Raw genomic sequence first — 15,803 nt, forward strand, 5'->3', positions numbered from 1 at the left:
GCGGCGCCGGGCCTTTTGTCGCTTGTGCCGCCGACGAACCCATAAAAGGTCGGTATGGTGATATTGCACCGTACACCGCACTGGGCTACTGTGCGGGCAGATAAATGCGAGACTCCCCCGTGAATTCCATTAGCAGCACCCTTCTGATGCGAGTCATCAAGGCCCACGCCCGCTGGCGTTGGCGCGCCTGATCTTTTTCTCCGGTTAATCCGGACGAGCCTCTCTGTCCTGTTCAAGCCCAAATAGACCATCGTGCCGGCATTCTGGAATGCGCGTGCGGATGAGGGCGTTGAGAGCCAGGACTTTAGATAAAGAGCAGTAAATCAAAGGGTTGAAACTAACATGCTGCTGATGATCGATAATTACGACTCCTTTACCTACAACGTGGTGCAGTACCTGGGCGAGCTGGGTGCCGATGTTCACGTTATTCGTAACGACGAACTGAGCATTGCCCAGATCGAGGCTCTGCAGCCCGAGCGCATCGTCGTGTCGCCAGGTCCGTGTACGCCGACCGAGGCCGGCGTATCCATCGAAGCCATCGTGCATTTCGCCGGCAAACTGCCGATCCTCGGCGTCTGCCTGGGCCACCAGAGCATTGGCCAGGCCTACGGTGGCGACGTGGTACGCGCCCGCCAGGTGATGCATGGCAAGACCAGCCCGGTGTTCCACGAGGACAAGGGCGTGTTCGCCGGCCTCAACAACCCGCTCACGGTGACTCGCTACCACTCTCTGGTGGTCAAGCGCGAGAGCCTGCCGGATTGCCTGGAAATCACCGCCTGGACTGCCAATGAAGACGGCTCCGTCGACGAGATCATGGGCCTGCGTCACAAGACCCTGAATATCGAGGGCGTGCAGTTCCACCCCGAGTCGATTCTTACCGAGCAGGGCCACGAACTGTTCGCCAACTTCCTCAAGCAGACCGGAGGCGTGCGCGCATGAATATCAAGGAAGCCCTCAACCGCATCGTCGCCCAGCTCGACCTGTCTACCGAGGAAATGCGCGCGGTGATGCGCGAGATCATGACCGGACAGTGCACCGACGCGCAGATCGGCGCCTTTCTCATGGGCATGCGCATGAAGAGCGAGACCATCGACGAAATCGTCGGTGCCGCCAGCGTGATGCGTGAGCTGGCCGCGCCGGTAGAAATCGCCGCCGAGCGGCTGGTCGACACCTGCGGCACCGGTGGTGACGGCATGAACATTTTCAACGTGTCCACCGCGGCGGCCTTCGTGGTCGCAGCGGCTGGGGGCAAGGTGGCCAAACACGGTAACCGCGCGGTATCGGGCAAGAGCGGCAGTGCCGACCTGCTCGAGGCGGCCGGCATCTACCTGGGCCTCACACCGGTACAGGTGGCACGCTGCGTCGAAACCGTCGGCGTCGGCTTCATGTTCGCCCCCTCGCACCATGGTGCGATGAAGTACGCAATCGGCCCGCGTCGTGAGCTCGGCCTGCGTACGCTGTTCAACATGCTTGGCCCGATGACCAACCCGGCGGGCGCCAGGCACCAGGTGATCGGCGTATTCAGCCAGGCGCTGTGCCGACCGATGGCCGAAGTGCTGCAACGTCTGGGCAGCGAACATGTGCTGGTGGTGCATGCGCAGGATGGTCTCGACGAGATCAGCCTGGCTGCGCCGACCTTCGTCGCCGAACTGAAGAACGGTGTAGTCAGCGAATACCGCATCCAGCCCGAGGACTTCGGCATCAAGAGCCAGAGTCTGATCGGCCTGACCGTCGAAGGTGCCGAGCAATCCCTGGAGCTGATCCGCGATGCCCTGGGCCGGCGCAAGACCGAGGTCGGCCAGAAAGCCGCCGACATGATCGTGCTCAACGCCGGTGCTGCGCTGTATGCGGCTGATCATGCCGACACCCTGAGTGACGGCATGAGTATGGCCCATGACGCGCTGCATACCGGTCTGGCCCGGGAAAAGATGGAAGAACTGGTGTCCTTTACCGCGGTATTCAAACAGGAGAATGAAGGGTGAGCATTCCCACCGTTCTGGAAAAGATCCTCGCCCGTAAAGCCGAAGAAGTCGCGGCCCGTCGTGCAGTCGTCAGCCTGGCCGAAGTCGAGCGCGAAGCGCGCGCGGCCGATGCGCCACGCGGCTTTGCCGCAGCGTTGATCGAGAAGGCCAAAAGCAAGCAGCCGGCGGTGATCGCCGAAATCAAGAAGGCCTCGCCCAGCAAGGGCGTGCTACGCGAGAACTTCGTGCCGGCGGAAATCGCCCTGAGCTATCAGGACGGCGGCGCAACCTGCCTGTCGATCCTCACCGATATCGACTTCTTCCAGGGCGCCGACCGCTACCTGCAGGAAGGCCGCAGCGCCTGCTCGCTGCCGGTGATCCGCAAGGATTTCATGATCGACCCGTACCAGATCGTCGAAGCGCGGGCGCTGGGCGCCGATTGCGTGTTGCTGATCGTCTCGGCGTTGTCCGATGCGCAGATGGGGGAGCTGGCGGCGACGGCCAAGGCCTTCGATCTCGACGTGCTGGTGGAGGTGCATGACGGCGATGAGCTCGAGCGCGCACTCAACGTACTTGACACGCCGCTGGTTGGGGTCAACAACCGCAACCTGCATACCTTCGAGGTCAACCTGGAAACCACTCTCGACCTGTTGCCGCGCATTCCCCGCGATCGCCTGGTGGTCACCGAAAGCGGCATCCTCAACCGCGCCGACGTGGAGCTGATGGAAATCAGCAACGTGTATGCCTTCCTGGTCGGCGAAGCGTTCATGCGTGCAGATAATCCGGGTGCCGAACTGGAACGTCTGTTCTTTCCCGAGCGCAAGCGACTGATCGTCAGCCCTGACGTTGACTGAATACAACACCGGCGCCTGAGGGCGCCGGTGTTGTATTCAGAGGCGATTCACAGCGACAGTCGCATCGACAGATCCACCGCCTTGACGTCCTTGGTCAGGGTGCCGATGGAAATGTAATCCACGCCAGTCTCGGCGATGCTGCGCAAGGTGCTCTCGTTCACGCCGCCCGAGGCCTCGAGCTTGGCGCGACCGGCATTGATGGTCACGGCGCGGCGCATGTCCTCGAGCGATAGCTCATCGAGCATGACGATATCGGCGCCGGCAGCCAATGCCTGTTCGAGCTCGTCCAGGCTCTCCACTTCCACTTCTACCGGTTTGCCCGGCGCAATGTCCCGTGCAGCAGTGACCGCGGCAGCGATGCCTCCGCAAGCAGCGATGTGGTTCTCCTTTATAAGGAAGGCGTCGAACAGGCCGATGCGATGGTTGTGGCAGCCGCCCTGGGTCACCGCGTATTTCTGCGCCAGGCGCAGGCCGGGCAGGGTCTTGCGGGTGTCGAGCAGCTTGACCCCGGTGCCTTGAACCAGCTCTGCGTAGTGCTGGCAGCGGGTCGCCACAGCCGACAGGCTCTGCAGGAAGTTCAGCGCGCTGCGCTCGCCGCTGAGCAGTGCTCGCGCCGGCCCTTCCAGGTGGAACAGAGCCTGGTTCGGCGTTACCCGTTGGCCGTCCTGCACCTGCCAGTGCACCGCAACGCGCGGGTCGAGCTGGCGGAACACCTCGTCCACCCAGGCGATGCCGCAGACCACCGCGTCTTCTCGGGTGATCACCGTGGCGTGGGCCAGGCGCGACTCGGGAATCAGCTGGGCGGTGATGTCGCCACTGCCGATGTCCTCGCGCAAACTACGGCGGACATTGGCCTCGATTTCGGCGCTGAGCTCGGTGAGCAGTAGATTCGGCATGGGGCCTCCGATTGGCTGAGGCGGCGATTATAGAGGCAGCGGCCTCTGGTGTTACGTTCATCGGTTAAAAATGAACCCTGCCAGTAACACTCGGTCACATGCGCTAGCCTGGTGACGACACCCCTTGGGCGCCTGTGACGCATGTCATATCTGCAGGAATTTGCTTTGGTATCTCCTGCAGCATTCCTATAATGTTCTGATACGGAAGTATTGGCGTCATATCGTTGGCGTTAAGATGACGCTCGCAATCCTGTTTCGCTTGCTCCGCCCGCGCCATGCGCAGGAGATCGTGATGAAAACCGATGCCAACGTGGTGCATCTGAACAAAATGGTTTCTGAAACGGCTCACCCCGCGGCCGGCAGGCTACCTGCGTCTCTCGTCAAGGTTCGCGATCGGGCTGCCACACAGCTCAAGCAGGCTTTGCAGGCATTGTTCGACAATGCCGACGACACCCTGTTCGACATGGCGGATCGCGCTACTAGCAACGCCGAACAGAACGCATTCTTCGAAGCCATGCGCGACCTGCGCCTCAAGCGCAAAGGTATCGAGCGTGGTTTCCTGCAGAAGGTTTTCGAGTCCTTCGCCAGCCTGAATCAATACGTGGTCGGCAAGGCGCCGACGCTCGACGCCGTGTCCTTCGACAGCCTGTCTCTCGTGCAGAACGATGAGCTGGAAGAAACCGTCGCGCTGGACTCCATGATCGCCAAGGTGTTGAGCCGCGACCACGTGGCGCTCACCCACCTGACCACCCGCCTCAACGCAGTGGTCAGCAAGAAGCTCGACGACAAATCCAACCCCCTTGGCCCGGTCTCGCTCAGCGAGCTGTTCCTCGACTCGTGCAGTAGTCTGGGTGTCGAGATCAAGGTCAAACTGATCATCCTCAAACTGTTCGAAAAATACGTGCTCAGTGGCCTCGAGCAACTGTATGACGATACCAACGGCATTCTGGTCGAAGCGGGGATACTGCCCGAGCTGAAGTCCGCGCCGGCCCGCCGTACCGCCAGCCCCAATCGTCCGGGCCGCCACGAACAGGCGGAAAGTGCCGACATACCCGCAGCAGGGTATGGCGATGACGAGGTGCGTGAAGTCTTCGGCGCATTGCAGGAGTTGCTGTCTCAGTCCCGCGCTGGCGAATCCTTGCGGCGTCAGGCGCCGGCCAATGCGATGCCGATTTCCACCAACGACCTGATGCGTCTGCTGTCGCATATGCAGCAGCGTGCACCGATTCAGGCGCCAATGGATGTCGATCTGCGTGCGCAACTCGAACACCTGCTGACCCGCGCCAGTGCCAAGAGCGGCCGAGTACGGGTGGTAGGCGAGGTCGATGAAGACGTCATCAACCTGGTGTCGATGCTGTTCGAATTCATTCTCGACGACCGTAGCCTGCCGGATTCGCTGAAAGCGCTGATCGCGCGGCTGCAGATTCCAATGCTCAAGGTTGCCGTACTCGACAAGACCTTCTTCAGCCGCGGCAGCCACCCGGCGCGTCGCCTGCTCAACGAAATCGCAACCGCGGCGCTGGGTTGGGGCGAGCACGATCACGGTCAGCGCGACAGCCTGTATCAGAAGATCGAGCAGGTGGTGCAGCGGCTGCTCAACGACTTTACCGACGACCCTGCGATCTTCTCCGAGCTGCTGGCGGACTTCCTGGCTTTCACCGGTGACGAGCGGCGGCGCAGCGAGCTGCTCGAACAGCGCACCCGCGATGCCGAAGAAGGTAGCGCCCGTGCCGAGCTGGCTCGGCGCGAGGTGGAGCATGCGCTGAACGAGCGACTGCTCGGCAAGACCTTGCCCGAAGTGGTGGTGCGCCTGCTGCGTGAAGCCTGGAGCAAGGTGATGATGCTGACGTGCCTTAAGCACGGCACCGATTCCGAGCAATGGCAGGCCTCTCTGGCTACCATGGACGAGCTGATCTGGAGCGTGGAGCCCCAGGAGAACCCCGAGGCTCGCTTGCGCCTGCTCGAACTGGTGCCTGGCTTGCTCAAGGCGCTGCGTGAAGGTATGGCCAGCGCGGCTTTCGATCCGTTCTCCACCAGTGAGTTTTTCAGCCAGCTCGAAGCTCTGCACGTGCAGGCATTCCAGCGCTTCAAGCGGGCCATGCCCGACATCGAGCGCAGTGCGCCAGTCGAGTCGGATGATCTCCAGCGTTCGGCACTCTCCGCCGTTGGCATCGAGCTGCCTCTGCTGGAGTTGCCACCCGAGGACGAAGAAAGCATTTCGACGATGGTCGAGGTCGTTGAAGAGATCGTCCTGCTGGCGCCAGGGCAGACTCGCATCGAGGAAGAAGAGCCGGTGCTCGCCGACGATGACGAGGCGCTGCAGCATGTCGATGCATTGCACGTCGGCAGTTGGGTCGAGTTCCTGGAAGACGACGAGCACAAGCTGCGCTGCAAATTGGCGGCGATCATCAAGCCGACTGGCAAGTTCATCTTCGTCAATCGTACAGGGATGAAGGTGCTGGAGAAGTCCCGCATGGGGTTGGCGATCGAGTTTCGCCGCAATGCCGTACGCCTTCTGGACGACGCCCTGTTGTTCGACCGTGCGCTGGAGTCGGTGATCGGCAATTTGCGCCGCCTCAAGGGCACCTGAGCCGGGCGCAGCTGCCTGCCATCCCAATACGTACTTCTCTCGCGGTCTGATCAGGCCGCGAGTCGTTTCAGCCACCCGCCAAGGCTTTGACCCCGACGCAACTTGCACTGCAACCGGAACAGCCCCTAGAGTGTGCGCTCGGTCGGGGAGCACCTATGCACAAGCAACTCGAAGACGGCTGGTATCAGGGGATTCAGCATTGTCCTTCGCCCAATTTCAATGAGCGCCCGCAGGATGAGATTTCCCTGCTGGTCATTCATAACATCAGTTTGCCGCCCGGCCAGTTCGGCACTGGGCAGGTGCAGGCGTTCTTCAGCAATTGCCTGCAGGCTGATGCGCATCCCTACTTTGCCGGTATCGCCAGCATGACGGTATCCGCGCATTTTCTGATCGAGCGCGATGGTGTGGTCACCCAGTTCGTGTCCTGCCAGGATCGAGCCTGGCATGCCGGGGTTTCGTGTTTCGAGGGGCGGGAAAACTGCAACGACTTTTCCCTGGGGATCGAGCTTGAAGGCACCGATCACCTGCCGTTCACGGACGCGCAGTATGCTGCGCTGGTGGAACTGACCGGCATACTGCAGAGCGCCTATCCGGCAATTACCGTCGGGCGTATTTGCGGCCATAGCGATATCGCCCCGGGGCGCAAGACCGATCCCGGGCCTGCATTCGACTGGGTGCGACTGCGTTCGGCATTGATGACTGATAAGGAGGCATCATGAGTTTCCTGGTGTTACTGCTGGTGCTGTGGATTGAAAAGTTCTCTTCCTGGCGCCAGCGTGTTCAACAGGACGAGCCCTGGCTGCGTGCGCTTGGGCGCCTGGAGCGTGGCGGCACGACCAGCGATTCGCCGTGGTTGGCGATCATCCTGCTGGTTGGCGTCCCATTGTTGATACTGGCGCTGCTGTTGAAACTGCTGGCGCCTCTGGCATATGGCTGGTTGCTGTTGCCGGTGCATCTGCTGGTGGTGATCTACAGCCTCGGTCGCGGCGATTTGCTGACCGCCCTTGGGCCGTTTCGTGACAGCTGGCGGCGCGGTGACAGTGAGGCGGCTTACCTGGTCGCGCAGCGTGACCTGGGCGTGGACGGCGAGGGCGAAGCCACCTTGTTGCCCAACGTGCAGACCTTCATGGTCTGGCAAGCCTATCAGAGCTTTTTCGCGGTGATCTTCTGGTATGTACTGCTCGGGCCGTTGGCTGCGCTGGCTTATCGGCTACTGGCGTTGCTCGTCGAGCATGGGCAGTCCGATGCACTGCGTGAACGCGCTGGTCAGCTGCGTCACGCCTTCGACTGGTTGCCGGTGCGTGTGCTGGCTGCCAGTTTTGCACTGGTGGGGAATTTCATTGCGGTGAGCCGTGCACTCCTCCATGAAGTGCTCAGCTGGGATATCTCTGCGGCGCAACTGGCTGCCGGTGCCGCCCGCGCCGCAGCCGAAACGCCCGATCCGTTGTTGGGTGAATCCGGCGTGGCGGCCCTGGACGGCCTGTGGCAGTTGTTGGTGCGCACGGCGATCCTCTGGTACGCCGCGATCGCCTTGTGGACGCTGTTCTTCTAGGGCCCTAGTTGCTCCGCCAGCCGAACAACTGCATGGCGTTGCTGCTGCTGGCTTCGGCCAGCTCTTCTGGGGATATCTCGAACAGCGGCGCCAGTTCACTGCAGATGTCCGGCAGATGAACGGGGCTATTGCGCATGTTCGGGTGCATGGCTGGCGGCATGTCCGGCGAATCGGTCTCCAGCACCACGGCATCCAGCGGCAGGCGCGCAATTACCTGACGTAAGCGCTTAGCCTGGGGCCAGGTCGGTGCGCCGCCAAGACCGAGCTTGAAACCGAGCTTCAGGTATTCCCTGGCTTCCTCGAAGCTGCCGGCGAAGGCGTGGATGATGCCGGCACGACGTAGTTTGAAGCGTTTCAGCGTGGCGATCACCGGCGCATGGGCGCGACGCACATGCAGCAATGCCGGCAGTTCGAAGCTTTCGGCCAACGCCAGTTGTGCTTCAAAGAGTGCTTGCTGGCGCTCACGATCCAGCTCCGCCAGGTAGTAATCCAGGCCGAACTCGCCGACTGCACAGAGTTTTTCGTGACCGTGAAAACGTGCCAGCCAATCCTGCAGCGCCTGCATATCCTCGGGGCGATGTTCGTTCAGGTATACCGGGTGCAGGCCAAAGGCGGCGTATAGCCCTTCGTGCTCTTGCACCAGATCCCAAAGGCGTTGCCAGTTAGCGTGCTCGACCCCCAGCACCACGAGCCCTTCTATGCCAAGCCCACGCGCCTGTGCGAGCACCTCGTTGCGGTCGTCATCGAAGTCGGGAAAGTCGAGATGGGTATGAGTGTCGATCAGTTGCATAGCGCTCTGCCAGACAGATGACGAGTTATATGAAGACGGCTGTAGTACGCATGTGTTGCAACATTCTGTGAGTCATTCTCGTCCTTTGCCAGTCGAACCTCTAGGGACGGCGGTTGTGGGGATCGTCGAAAGCAAAGGGCGGCCGCATGATGCGTCTTCGCAGGATACTTGGCTGGTGCTTTGCCAGTCTGTTGTTATTGATCGCAGCGCTGATGTTGTTTCTGGTGCTGTTCGACTGGAATCTACTCAAGCCAACGATCAATTCGCGGGTGTCCGAAGCACTCAATCGTCCCTTCGCCATCGAAGGCAACCTGGCTGTGACCTGGCAGCGCGAGCGGGAAGAACCCGGTCTACGTGCCTGGATACCCTGGCCACACGTCTCCGCCGAGGCGCTTAGCCTGGGTAATCCCGAGTGGGCCGAGGGCGAGCATTTCGTCAGTTTGCAGCGTGTCGAGGCGAGTCTGTCGCCGCTGCCGCTGTTGTGGAAAACCGTCTCCATTCCGCGTATTCGACTGACCGGTGCCGATGCTGCCCTGGAGCGGCTTGCCGACGGTCGTGATAACTGGACGTTCGATCTCGGCGAACAGGAACCGGCCGAAGAGGAACCTGCGGCGTCCTGGACGCTGGATATCGGCACCATCGGCTTCGACAAGGCGCACGTGCGTTTCGACGATCAGACGTTGCAGGCCAGCGTGAACCTGCAGGTCGAGCCGCTTGGCGAACCCATCGCGTTCAACGAGATCGTCGGCAAGACCGCCAGCGCGCAGGCTGATGACGCTGCCGTGACACCCCAGGATTACGCCTTCGCCTGGCAGGCCAAGGGCCGCTACAAGGGGCAGTCGCTCACGGGTAACGGTCGTATCGGTGGCCTTCTGGCGCTGCAGGATGCTCACCTGCCATTTCCGGTGCAGGCCGATGTTCGTGCTGGAACCACCCGTGTGCAGATCGCCGGTACGCTGACGGATCCGAAAAACCTCGGTGCCCTTGACCTGCGCCTACGTCTGTCCGGCGCGAGCCTCGGCAATCTCTACCCGCTGACCGGCGTCACGCTGCCGGATACGCCGGCCTACTCCACCGATGGGCGTCTGGTGGCGCAGTTGCAGGATGCTGATGGGCCGCTGTTTCGCTATGAGAAATTCAATGGACGTATCGGCGACAGTGATATCCACGGTGACCTTACCTTCGTGGCGCGGGAGCCGCGGCCCAAGTTGTCCGGCGCTCTGGTTTCCAATCAACTGCGTTTCGCGGATCTGGCGCCGTTGATCGGTGCCGACTCCAACGCCGAGAAGAAGGAGCGTGGCGCTGCCAGCGTGCAGCCTGCCAATAAGGTGTTGCCGGTCGAGGAGTTCCAGACCGAGCGCTGGCGTGACATGGATGCCGACGTCAGTTTTACCGGCAAGCGCATCGTGCACAGCGAGGATTTGCCGTTCACCGATCTGTTCACCCATGTGGTGCTCAACGAAGGCATGCTCAGCCTCGAACCCCTGCGTTTCGGCGTAGCGGGCGGGCGCCTGGACTCGACCCTGCGCCTGGATGGTCGCGGTACGCCGCTCAAAGCCCAGGCCCAGCTGCGTGCCCGCAACTTCCGCCTGCGCCAGTTGTTCCCCAGTGTGGAAGTGATGCAGAGCAGCCTTGGTGCCCTCAATGGCGATGCGACGATCAGCGGCACGGGAAATTCGGTGGCGACCTTGCTGGGTAGTTCCAATGGCCAGATCAAGCTGCTGATCAACGATGGCCGGGTCAGCCGCAACCTGATGGAGATAGCGGGCCTGAATGTCGGCAACTATGTAGTTGGCCGGCTGTTCGGTGATAACGAGGTGGAGATCAACTGTGCGGCCGCCAACCTGAACATCAAGCAGGGCGTACTGAGACCGGAATTGATGGTGATCGACACCGAGAATGCCTTGATCGGCGTGGATGGCACGGTGAATTTTGGCAACGAGCAGCTCGACCTGACCATCACTCCCGAGTCCAAGGGCTTGCGGATTTTCTCCCTGCGCTCGCCTCTATACGTGCGCGGCACCTTCAAGGATCCCCGTCCTGGTGTGCAGGCCGGCCCACTGGCGATACGCGGCGCCGGCATGCTGGCGCTGGGTGCGCTCGTCGCACCGGCGGCGGGGCTGATCGCGCTGGTGGCACCCAGCGGCGATCAGCCCAATGAATGTGCGCCGCTACTGGAGCAGATGCGTCAGGGCGTTAGCCGTTGAAACGGGTTTTCAGGTGCCGCTCGATGGCATCCAGGCCGGGCTCGTAAGTGCCGTTCAGGGCATCGAGCAGACGCTGGAAAACCCGATCGGCAATGCGCTCATGCTGCTGAGAGATTGCATTGACGCGCATGGGCAGAAAGTCCAGTAGCTGGGCATCACCGAACGTGCCGAGGCGCAGGTGGCTTATGTCCACCTCCGGTTGTTCGTACAGCGCATCGAGTACACCTTCGAGCAGCACGTAGGCGGTGGTCACCAGTACGTCGGGCAGGCTGCCCTGGGCCATCAGTTCACGCATCTGACGATACCCCCACTGGCGGCTGAATTGCTCGCCGTGACTAACGCTGACCGCTCCATCGAAACCCGCCAGGGCATCGCGAAACCCTTGCTCGCGGGCCTGGCTGATCGGCAGTTCTGGGCGAGCACCGATCAAGGCGGCCTGGCGTGGCAATGGCTGCAGCAGACTCCTGGTCAGTTGTTCGCCGGCGTGGCGATCATCGCTGACCACCGAGTAGAGGTATTCGGGGTCGAGGGCGCGGTCGACGGCTATCACTGGTGTGCCAGCGACAATCAACTGACGGTATTCGGGCGCATTCTGGGGCAGGCAACTGGCGACGATCAGGGCATCGCAACGCCGGGAGCGGAACAGTTCGAGCAACTGCCGCTCGCTATCCGGCTGATCATCCGAGCTGGCGATCAACAACTGATAACCCGCCGCCCGGGCGCGCTGTTCGAGCAGTTTGGCCAGGCGCGCATAACTGGGGTTTTCCAGATCCGGGAGGATGAAACCGAGGCACCGGCTTTGCCCACGCCGCAGACCGGCGGCCTGTGGATCCGGACGATAGTCATGCTTCTCCACCACCTCCAGCACTCGCTGAACGGTGGCCGCACTGATGCGGCGCTTGGCGGCCTGGCCGTTGATCACGTAGCTGGCAGTGGTGAGCGAGACGCCAGCCAGGCGGGCAATGTCGGTCAATTTCAAGGTGCGTCTCCTCTGGCGGACTTCAAGGATTACCCATTATCAGGTAACGTGCCAGCGCTAGATGAAACGATTCAGCAAGTGAGTCGACTAAGCTAACAAGAATGTCCGCCAAGGCTGCCCGCTGCGACGGCCTTGCTCGAGGAGAAGCATCATGCTCGAACTTCACCCTTCGCAAATCCGGATGGGCCGACAGGCCGCGGACAAGCTACAGGCGCTGGCCGAACTGGCCGACAGCCTGGTCGCCGACGGCCTGGTTGCGGCTGGCTATCTGGACGGTATGCAGGCTCGCGAGCAGCAGGGTTCGACCTATCTGGGGCAGGGTATCGCCATTCCCCATGGCACGCCGGAAACCCGCGATCAGGTGTTCCAGACCGGTATGCGTTTGATCCAGTACCCTGAGGGTGTGGACTGGGGCGATGGCCAGCGCGTGTACCTGGCCATCGCGATTGCGGCACGCTCCGATGAGCACCTGCGTTTGCTGCAGCTGCTTACTCGCGCGCTCGGTGAGGGCGATCTGAGTCAGGCGTTGCGTGAGGCCCGAGATGCAGACAGCATTCTCGCGCTGCTGCAGGGCGCGCCTCAGGAGTTGGCGTTGGACGGTCAGTTGGTCGGCCTCGGCGTCGATGCCGAGGATCTGGACGAGCTGGCCTGGCAGGGTGCCCGTTTGCTGAAGAAGGCTGGCTGCACCGCTGCCGGTTTCGCCGGCAGCCTGGTGCAAGGCGAGCCGCTGCCGCTGGGCAACGGGCTGTGGTGGTTGAGCAGCGAGCAGGGCGTCGAGCGCCCTGGCCTGGCGTTCGTCACCCCGTCGCAGCCACTGGAACAGGCAGGCCAGCCTGTCGCCGGGCTGTTCTGCCTGGCCTGCCTGGGTGAAGGACATCGTCAGGTGCTCGAGCGTCTCTGTGATCTGCTGATTGCCGGACAGGGCGATGTGTTGACGCAAGCCACTACCAGCCGCGGTGTGCTCGAAGCGTTGGGCGCCGAGCTGCCCCCCGATTGGCCGGCGCTGCGCATCACTCTGGCCAATGCCCACGGTTTGCACGCTCGTCCGGCCAAGACGCTTAGCGAGATCGCGCAGGGTTTCAGCGGCGATATCCGCGTTCGCCTGGCCGAGGGCGCCGCAGCGGCCGTATCGGCCAAAAGCCTGAGCAAGCTGCTGGCACTGGGCGCGCGACGTGGCCAGGTGCTGGAGTTCAGTGCTGAGCCAGCGATTGCCGAGGAAGCCTTGTCCGCCATTGAGGCGGCGGTTCGCGCTGGCCTGGGTGAAGAGGTGGCGTCGCTGCCGGAAGAGCAAACCGCGCTCGTCGTTGACCGTCCGGCTGTGCCCGAGGCGGTAGAGACTCCCGTGGCTCCACCAGTTGCAGGTGCGCGTCTGCAGGCCGTGGCGGCGTCACCCGGTATCGCCAGCGGTCCAGCGTTTGTGCGCCGTGTGCCGCGTCTCGATTATCCCGCCCAGGGTGAGGGTGTCGCCGTCGAGCGCCAGCGCCTGGAGGCCGCCCTGCAGCATATCGACGGCGAGATCCAGCGGCTGGTCGAGCGTAGCCAGGAAGCCAGCGTGCGAGACATCTTCGTCACCCACCAGGCGATGCTGCGTGATCCGGCGCTGCGTGAGGATGTCGATGCGCGCCTGACCTCGGGCGCCAGCGCTCAGGCGGCGTGGATCGGCGAGATCGAGGCGGCCGCAACGCAGCAGGAGTCCCTGCACGATGCATTGCTGGCCGAGCGCGCCGCGGATCTGCGTGATGTCGGCCGCCGTGTGCTGGCGCAACTGTGTGGCGTCGAGGCGCCACAGGAGCCGGCCGAACCCTACATTCTGGTGATGGGCGAGGTCGGCCCTTCGGATGTCGCCAGCCTCGACCGGCAGCGCGTCGCCGGTATCGTCACCGCTCGTGGTGGTGCCACCGCGCACAGCGCGATCATTGCCCGCGCCCTTGGGATTCCCAGTGTGGTCGGTGCTGGCGAAGGCCTGCTGGCTTTGCAGCAGAGTACCCGGCTGTTGCTCGACGGTGACCGCGGTCAGGTCTGGGTCGCGCCGGACGATGCCACCCTGGCGCAGGCCGAGCGTGAACGCCAGGCCAGCGAGCAGCGGCGCGAGCGCGCCCATGGCGAGCGCATGCACCCGGCGCGTACCCGTGACGGTCATGCTGTCGAGGTGGCGGTGAATATCGGCGCCAGCGGTGAAGCCGCAGCAGCGGTCGAGCTGGGTGCCGAGGCGGTGGGCTTGCTGCGCACCGAGCTGGTATTCATGGATCACTCCCAGGCTCCGGACGTGGCGACCCAGGAGGCCGAATACCGGCGTGTACTCGATGCTTTGCAAGGCCGTCCGCTGGTGGTACGCACCCTGGATGTCGGCGGCGACAAACCCTTGCCTTACTGGCCGATGCCGGAGGAAGAAAACCCCTTCCTCGGTGTGCGCGGCATACGCCTGACCCTGCAGCGCCCAGACATCATGGAAACCCAGCTGCGTGCCTTGCTGCAGGCGGCGGATGGTCGGCCATTGCGCATCATGTTCCCGATGGTCGGGCAGATCGAAGAGTGGCGCGCGGCACGTGAAATGGTCGAGAGGTTGCGTCAGGAAATTCCGCTGGGCGACCTGCAACTGGGCATCATGATCGAAGTGCCATCCGCCGCCCTGCTGGCGCCGGTACTGGCCCGCGAGGTGGACTTCTTCAGTATCGGCACCAACGACCTGACCCAGTACACCCTGGCCATCGACCGTGGCCATCCGACCCTGTCGGCCCAGGCGGACGGCTTGCATCCCTCGGTACTGCGGTTGATCGGCATGACCGTCGATGCCGCCCATGCCGAAGGCAAATGGGTGGGCGTTTGCGGTGAGCTGGCGGCCGACATGCTCGCCATTCCGCTGCTGGTCGGTTTGGGGGTCGATGAATTGAGTGTCGCAGCGCGCAGTATCCCGCTGGTCAAGGCGCGTGTGCGCGAGCTGGATATGCAGCACAGCCAGGTGCAGGCGCAGCAGGCCCTGGCGCTGGGCAGTGCCGCTGCAGTGCGCGCCCTGGTCGAGGAGACGCACTGATGGCCCGCATCCTCGCTCTGACCCTGAACCCGGCGCTGGATCTGACCGTCAGCCTCGACACCCTGCAACCCGGAGCGGTCAACCGCAGCCTGGGCATGACCACTCACGCCGCGGGCAAGGGCCTGAACGTATCCCAGGTGCTGGCGGATCTCGGTCACAAAGTCACAGTCAGTGGCTTTCTCGGCAAGGCCAATGCCGCGCCGTTCGAGCAGTTGTTCCACCGCAGCGGTTTCATCGACGCTTTTGTGCGAGTGCCCGGCGAGACTCGCAGCAACATCAAGCTGGCCGAGCGTGACGGCTGCGTCACCGATCTCAACGGCCCCGGGCCGGAAGTCGGTGCGGCGCACCAGCAGCAACTGCTGGATCAACTGGAGCAGATCGCCGTGGGACATGACGCTGTCGTCGTTGCCGGCAGTCTGCCGCGCGGTGTGTCGGTCGAATGGTTCAGCGCTCTGTTGCGTCGCCTGGTGGCGCTCGGCTTGCCGCTGGCGCTGGACACCAGCGGTGCGGCCTTGCGTGCTGGGCTGACAGTCACGCCCTGGTTGATCAAACCCAATGAAGAAGAGCTGGCCGAGGCCTGCGGCCTGGCGTCGGCGTCTTCCGAACGCCTCGATGACGCCATCCGCGAGTTGCGTGAAGCGGGCATCGAACATGTGTTGCTCTCCCGCGGTTCTCAAGGGGCGGACTGGTTCGGCCCCCATGGCGTCCTGCATGCCCAGCCGCCGCATGTCGATGTGGTCAGTACCGTTGGCGCCGGCGATTCGTTGCTTGCTGCCACCTTGCACGGTCTTCTCAGTGGCTGGCCGGCCGAGCGCACGCTGCGCCTGGCCACGGCGGTTGCCGCCCAGGCGGTCACGCAAATCGGTTTCGGTATTCACGATCGGCAACAGCTCGCCCGCCTGGAAGCGGCGGTGGCTGTGACGCCGAAACAATAACAAGAGGT

Annotated in this window: 12 protein-coding genes; 9 read left to right on the forward strand and 3 right to left on the reverse strand. The window is 62.9% G+C overall.

Annotated features, from left to right (window positions below):
* The first annotated feature begins 342 nt into the window (after positions 1-342).
* From DNK06_RS16205 to trpC, 3 genes are read left to right on the forward strand one after another with little or no spacing between them, the layout of a single operon-like run.
* Positions 343-939, forward strand: a complete 597-nt coding sequence (locus DNK06_RS16205; protein ID WP_131181028.1) for an aminodeoxychorismate/anthranilate synthase component II — start codon at positions 343-345, stop codon at positions 937-939.
* Positions 936-1,982, forward strand: a complete 1,047-nt coding sequence (gene trpD, locus DNK06_RS16210; RefSeq protein ID WP_131181029.1) for an anthranilate phosphoribosyltransferase — start codon at positions 936-938, stop codon at positions 1,980-1,982. The genes DNK06_RS16205 and trpD overlap by 4 nt, the downstream gene beginning before the upstream one ends.
* Entirely contained in the window at positions 1,979-2,815 is an 837-nt protein-coding gene (gene trpC / locus DNK06_RS16215; protein WP_131181030.1) for an indole-3-glycerol phosphate synthase TrpC, read from the forward strand. The genes trpD and trpC overlap by 4 nt, the downstream gene beginning before the upstream one ends.
* A gap of 47 nt (positions 2,816-2,862) precedes the next feature.
* Here the strand turns inward: trpC and nadC are convergent, their stop codons facing one another.
* Positions 2,863-3,711, reverse strand: a complete 849-nt coding sequence (nadC, locus tag DNK06_RS16220; protein ID WP_131181031.1) for a carboxylating nicotinate-nucleotide diphosphorylase — start codon at positions 3,709-3,711, stop codon at positions 2,863-2,865.
* A 292-nt stretch (positions 3,712-4,003) separates the two neighbouring features.
* Between nadC and DNK06_RS16225 the strand changes: the two genes are divergently transcribed.
* The 3 genes from DNK06_RS16225 to ampE all read left to right on the forward strand — a co-directional run bounded on the left by DNK06_RS16225 (position 4,004) and on the right by ampE (position 7,853).
* The gene (locus DNK06_RS16225; RefSeq protein WP_131181032.1) at positions 4,004-6,301 is read left to right on the forward strand and encodes a DUF1631 domain-containing protein; all 2,298 of its coding nucleotides are present in this window, start codon (positions 4,004-4,006) and stop codon (positions 6,299-6,301) included.
* A gap of 155 nt (positions 6,302-6,456) precedes the next feature.
* Positions 6,457-7,020 carry a 1,6-anhydro-N-acetylmuramyl-L-alanine amidase AmpD gene (gene ampD / locus DNK06_RS16230; protein ID WP_131181033.1) on the forward strand — a complete coding sequence of 188 codons (564 nt, stop codon included), beginning with the start codon at positions 6,457-6,459 and terminating at the stop codon, positions 7,018-7,020.
* Positions 7,017-7,853, forward strand: a complete 837-nt coding sequence (gene ampE / locus DNK06_RS16235) for a regulatory signaling modulator protein AmpE (RefSeq protein ID WP_131181034.1) — start codon at positions 7,017-7,019, stop codon at positions 7,851-7,853. Before ampD ends, ampE begins: the two co-directional genes overlap by 4 nt.
* Positions 7,854-7,857: 4 nt before the next feature.
* Here ampE and DNK06_RS16240 read toward each other — a convergent pair whose 3' ends face one another.
* A complete protein-coding gene (locus tag DNK06_RS16240; protein ID WP_131181035.1) occupies positions 7,858-8,643 on the reverse strand; it encodes a TatD family hydrolase in 786 nt (261 codons plus the stop codon).
* Between the two features lie 146 nt (positions 8,644-8,789).
* Here DNK06_RS16240 and DNK06_RS16245 point away from each other — a divergent pair, with 146 nt between their 5' ends.
* Positions 8,790-10,850 carry an AsmA family protein gene (locus DNK06_RS16245; RefSeq protein WP_131181036.1) on the forward strand — a complete coding sequence of 687 codons (2,061 nt, stop codon included), beginning with the start codon at positions 8,790-8,792 and terminating at the stop codon, positions 10,848-10,850.
* Here the strand turns inward: DNK06_RS16245 and cra are convergent.
* The gene (gene cra, locus DNK06_RS16250; RefSeq protein ID WP_131181037.1) at positions 10,840-11,829 is read right to left on the reverse strand and encodes a catabolite repressor/activator; all 990 of its coding nucleotides are present in this window, start codon (positions 11,827-11,829) and stop codon (positions 10,840-10,842) included. The two genes, DNK06_RS16245 and cra, sit on opposite strands and share 11 nt — an antisense overlap.
* 151 nt (positions 11,830-11,980) lie before the next feature.
* Here cra and ptsP point away from each other — a divergent pair, with 151 nt between their 5' ends.
* Both ptsP and pfkB read left to right on the forward strand, forming a co-directional pair.
* Positions 11,981-14,860, forward strand: a complete 2,880-nt coding sequence (gene ptsP / locus DNK06_RS16255) for a phosphoenolpyruvate--protein phosphotransferase (RefSeq protein WP_131181038.1) — start codon at positions 11,981-11,983, stop codon at positions 14,858-14,860.
* Positions 14,860-15,795: a 1-phosphofructokinase gene (gene pfkB, locus DNK06_RS16260; RefSeq protein ID WP_131181039.1), complete on the forward strand. Its 936-nt coding sequence runs from the start codon at positions 14,860-14,862 to the stop codon at positions 15,793-15,795. Before ptsP ends, pfkB begins: the two co-directional genes overlap by 1 nt.
* The last annotated feature ends 8 nt before the right edge of the window (positions 15,796-15,803 follow it).

This window comes from Phytopseudomonas daroniae, assembly GCF_004327285.1.
Taxonomy (GTDB): Bacteria; Pseudomonadota; Gammaproteobacteria; order Pseudomonadales; family Pseudomonadaceae; genus Aquipseudomonas; species Aquipseudomonas daroniae.

Coding starts and splice junctions, on each gene's coding strand:
- DNK06_RS16205 (WP_131181028.1), top strand. CDS start 343: ATGCTGCTGATGATCGATAATTACGACTCCTTTACCTACAACGTGGTG.
- trpD (WP_131181029.1), top strand. CDS start 936: ATGAATATCAAGGAAGCCCTCAACCGCATCGTCGCCCAGCTCGACCTG.
- nadC (WP_131181031.1), bottom strand. CDS start 3,711: ATGCCGAATCTACTGCTCACCGAGCTCAGCGCCGAAATCGAGGCCAAT.
- DNK06_RS16225 (WP_131181032.1), top strand. CDS start 4,004: ATGAAAACCGATGCCAACGTGGTGCATCTGAACAAAATGGTTTCTGAA.
- ampD (WP_131181033.1), top strand. CDS start 6,457: ATGCACAAGCAACTCGAAGACGGCTGGTATCAGGGGATTCAGCATTGT.
- ampE (WP_131181034.1), top strand. CDS start 7,017: ATGAGTTTCCTGGTGTTACTGCTGGTGCTGTGGATTGAAAAGTTCTCT.
- DNK06_RS16240 (WP_131181035.1), bottom strand. CDS start 8,643: ATGCAACTGATCGACACTCATACCCATCTCGACTTTCCCGACTTCGAT.
- DNK06_RS16245 (WP_131181036.1), top strand. CDS start 8,790: ATGATGCGTCTTCGCAGGATACTTGGCTGGTGCTTTGCCAGTCTGTTG.
- ptsP (WP_131181038.1), top strand. CDS start 11,981: ATGCTCGAACTTCACCCTTCGCAAATCCGGATGGGCCGACAGGCCGCG.
- pfkB (WP_131181039.1), top strand. CDS start 14,860: ATGGCCCGCATCCTCGCTCTGACCCTGAACCCGGCGCTGGATCTGACC.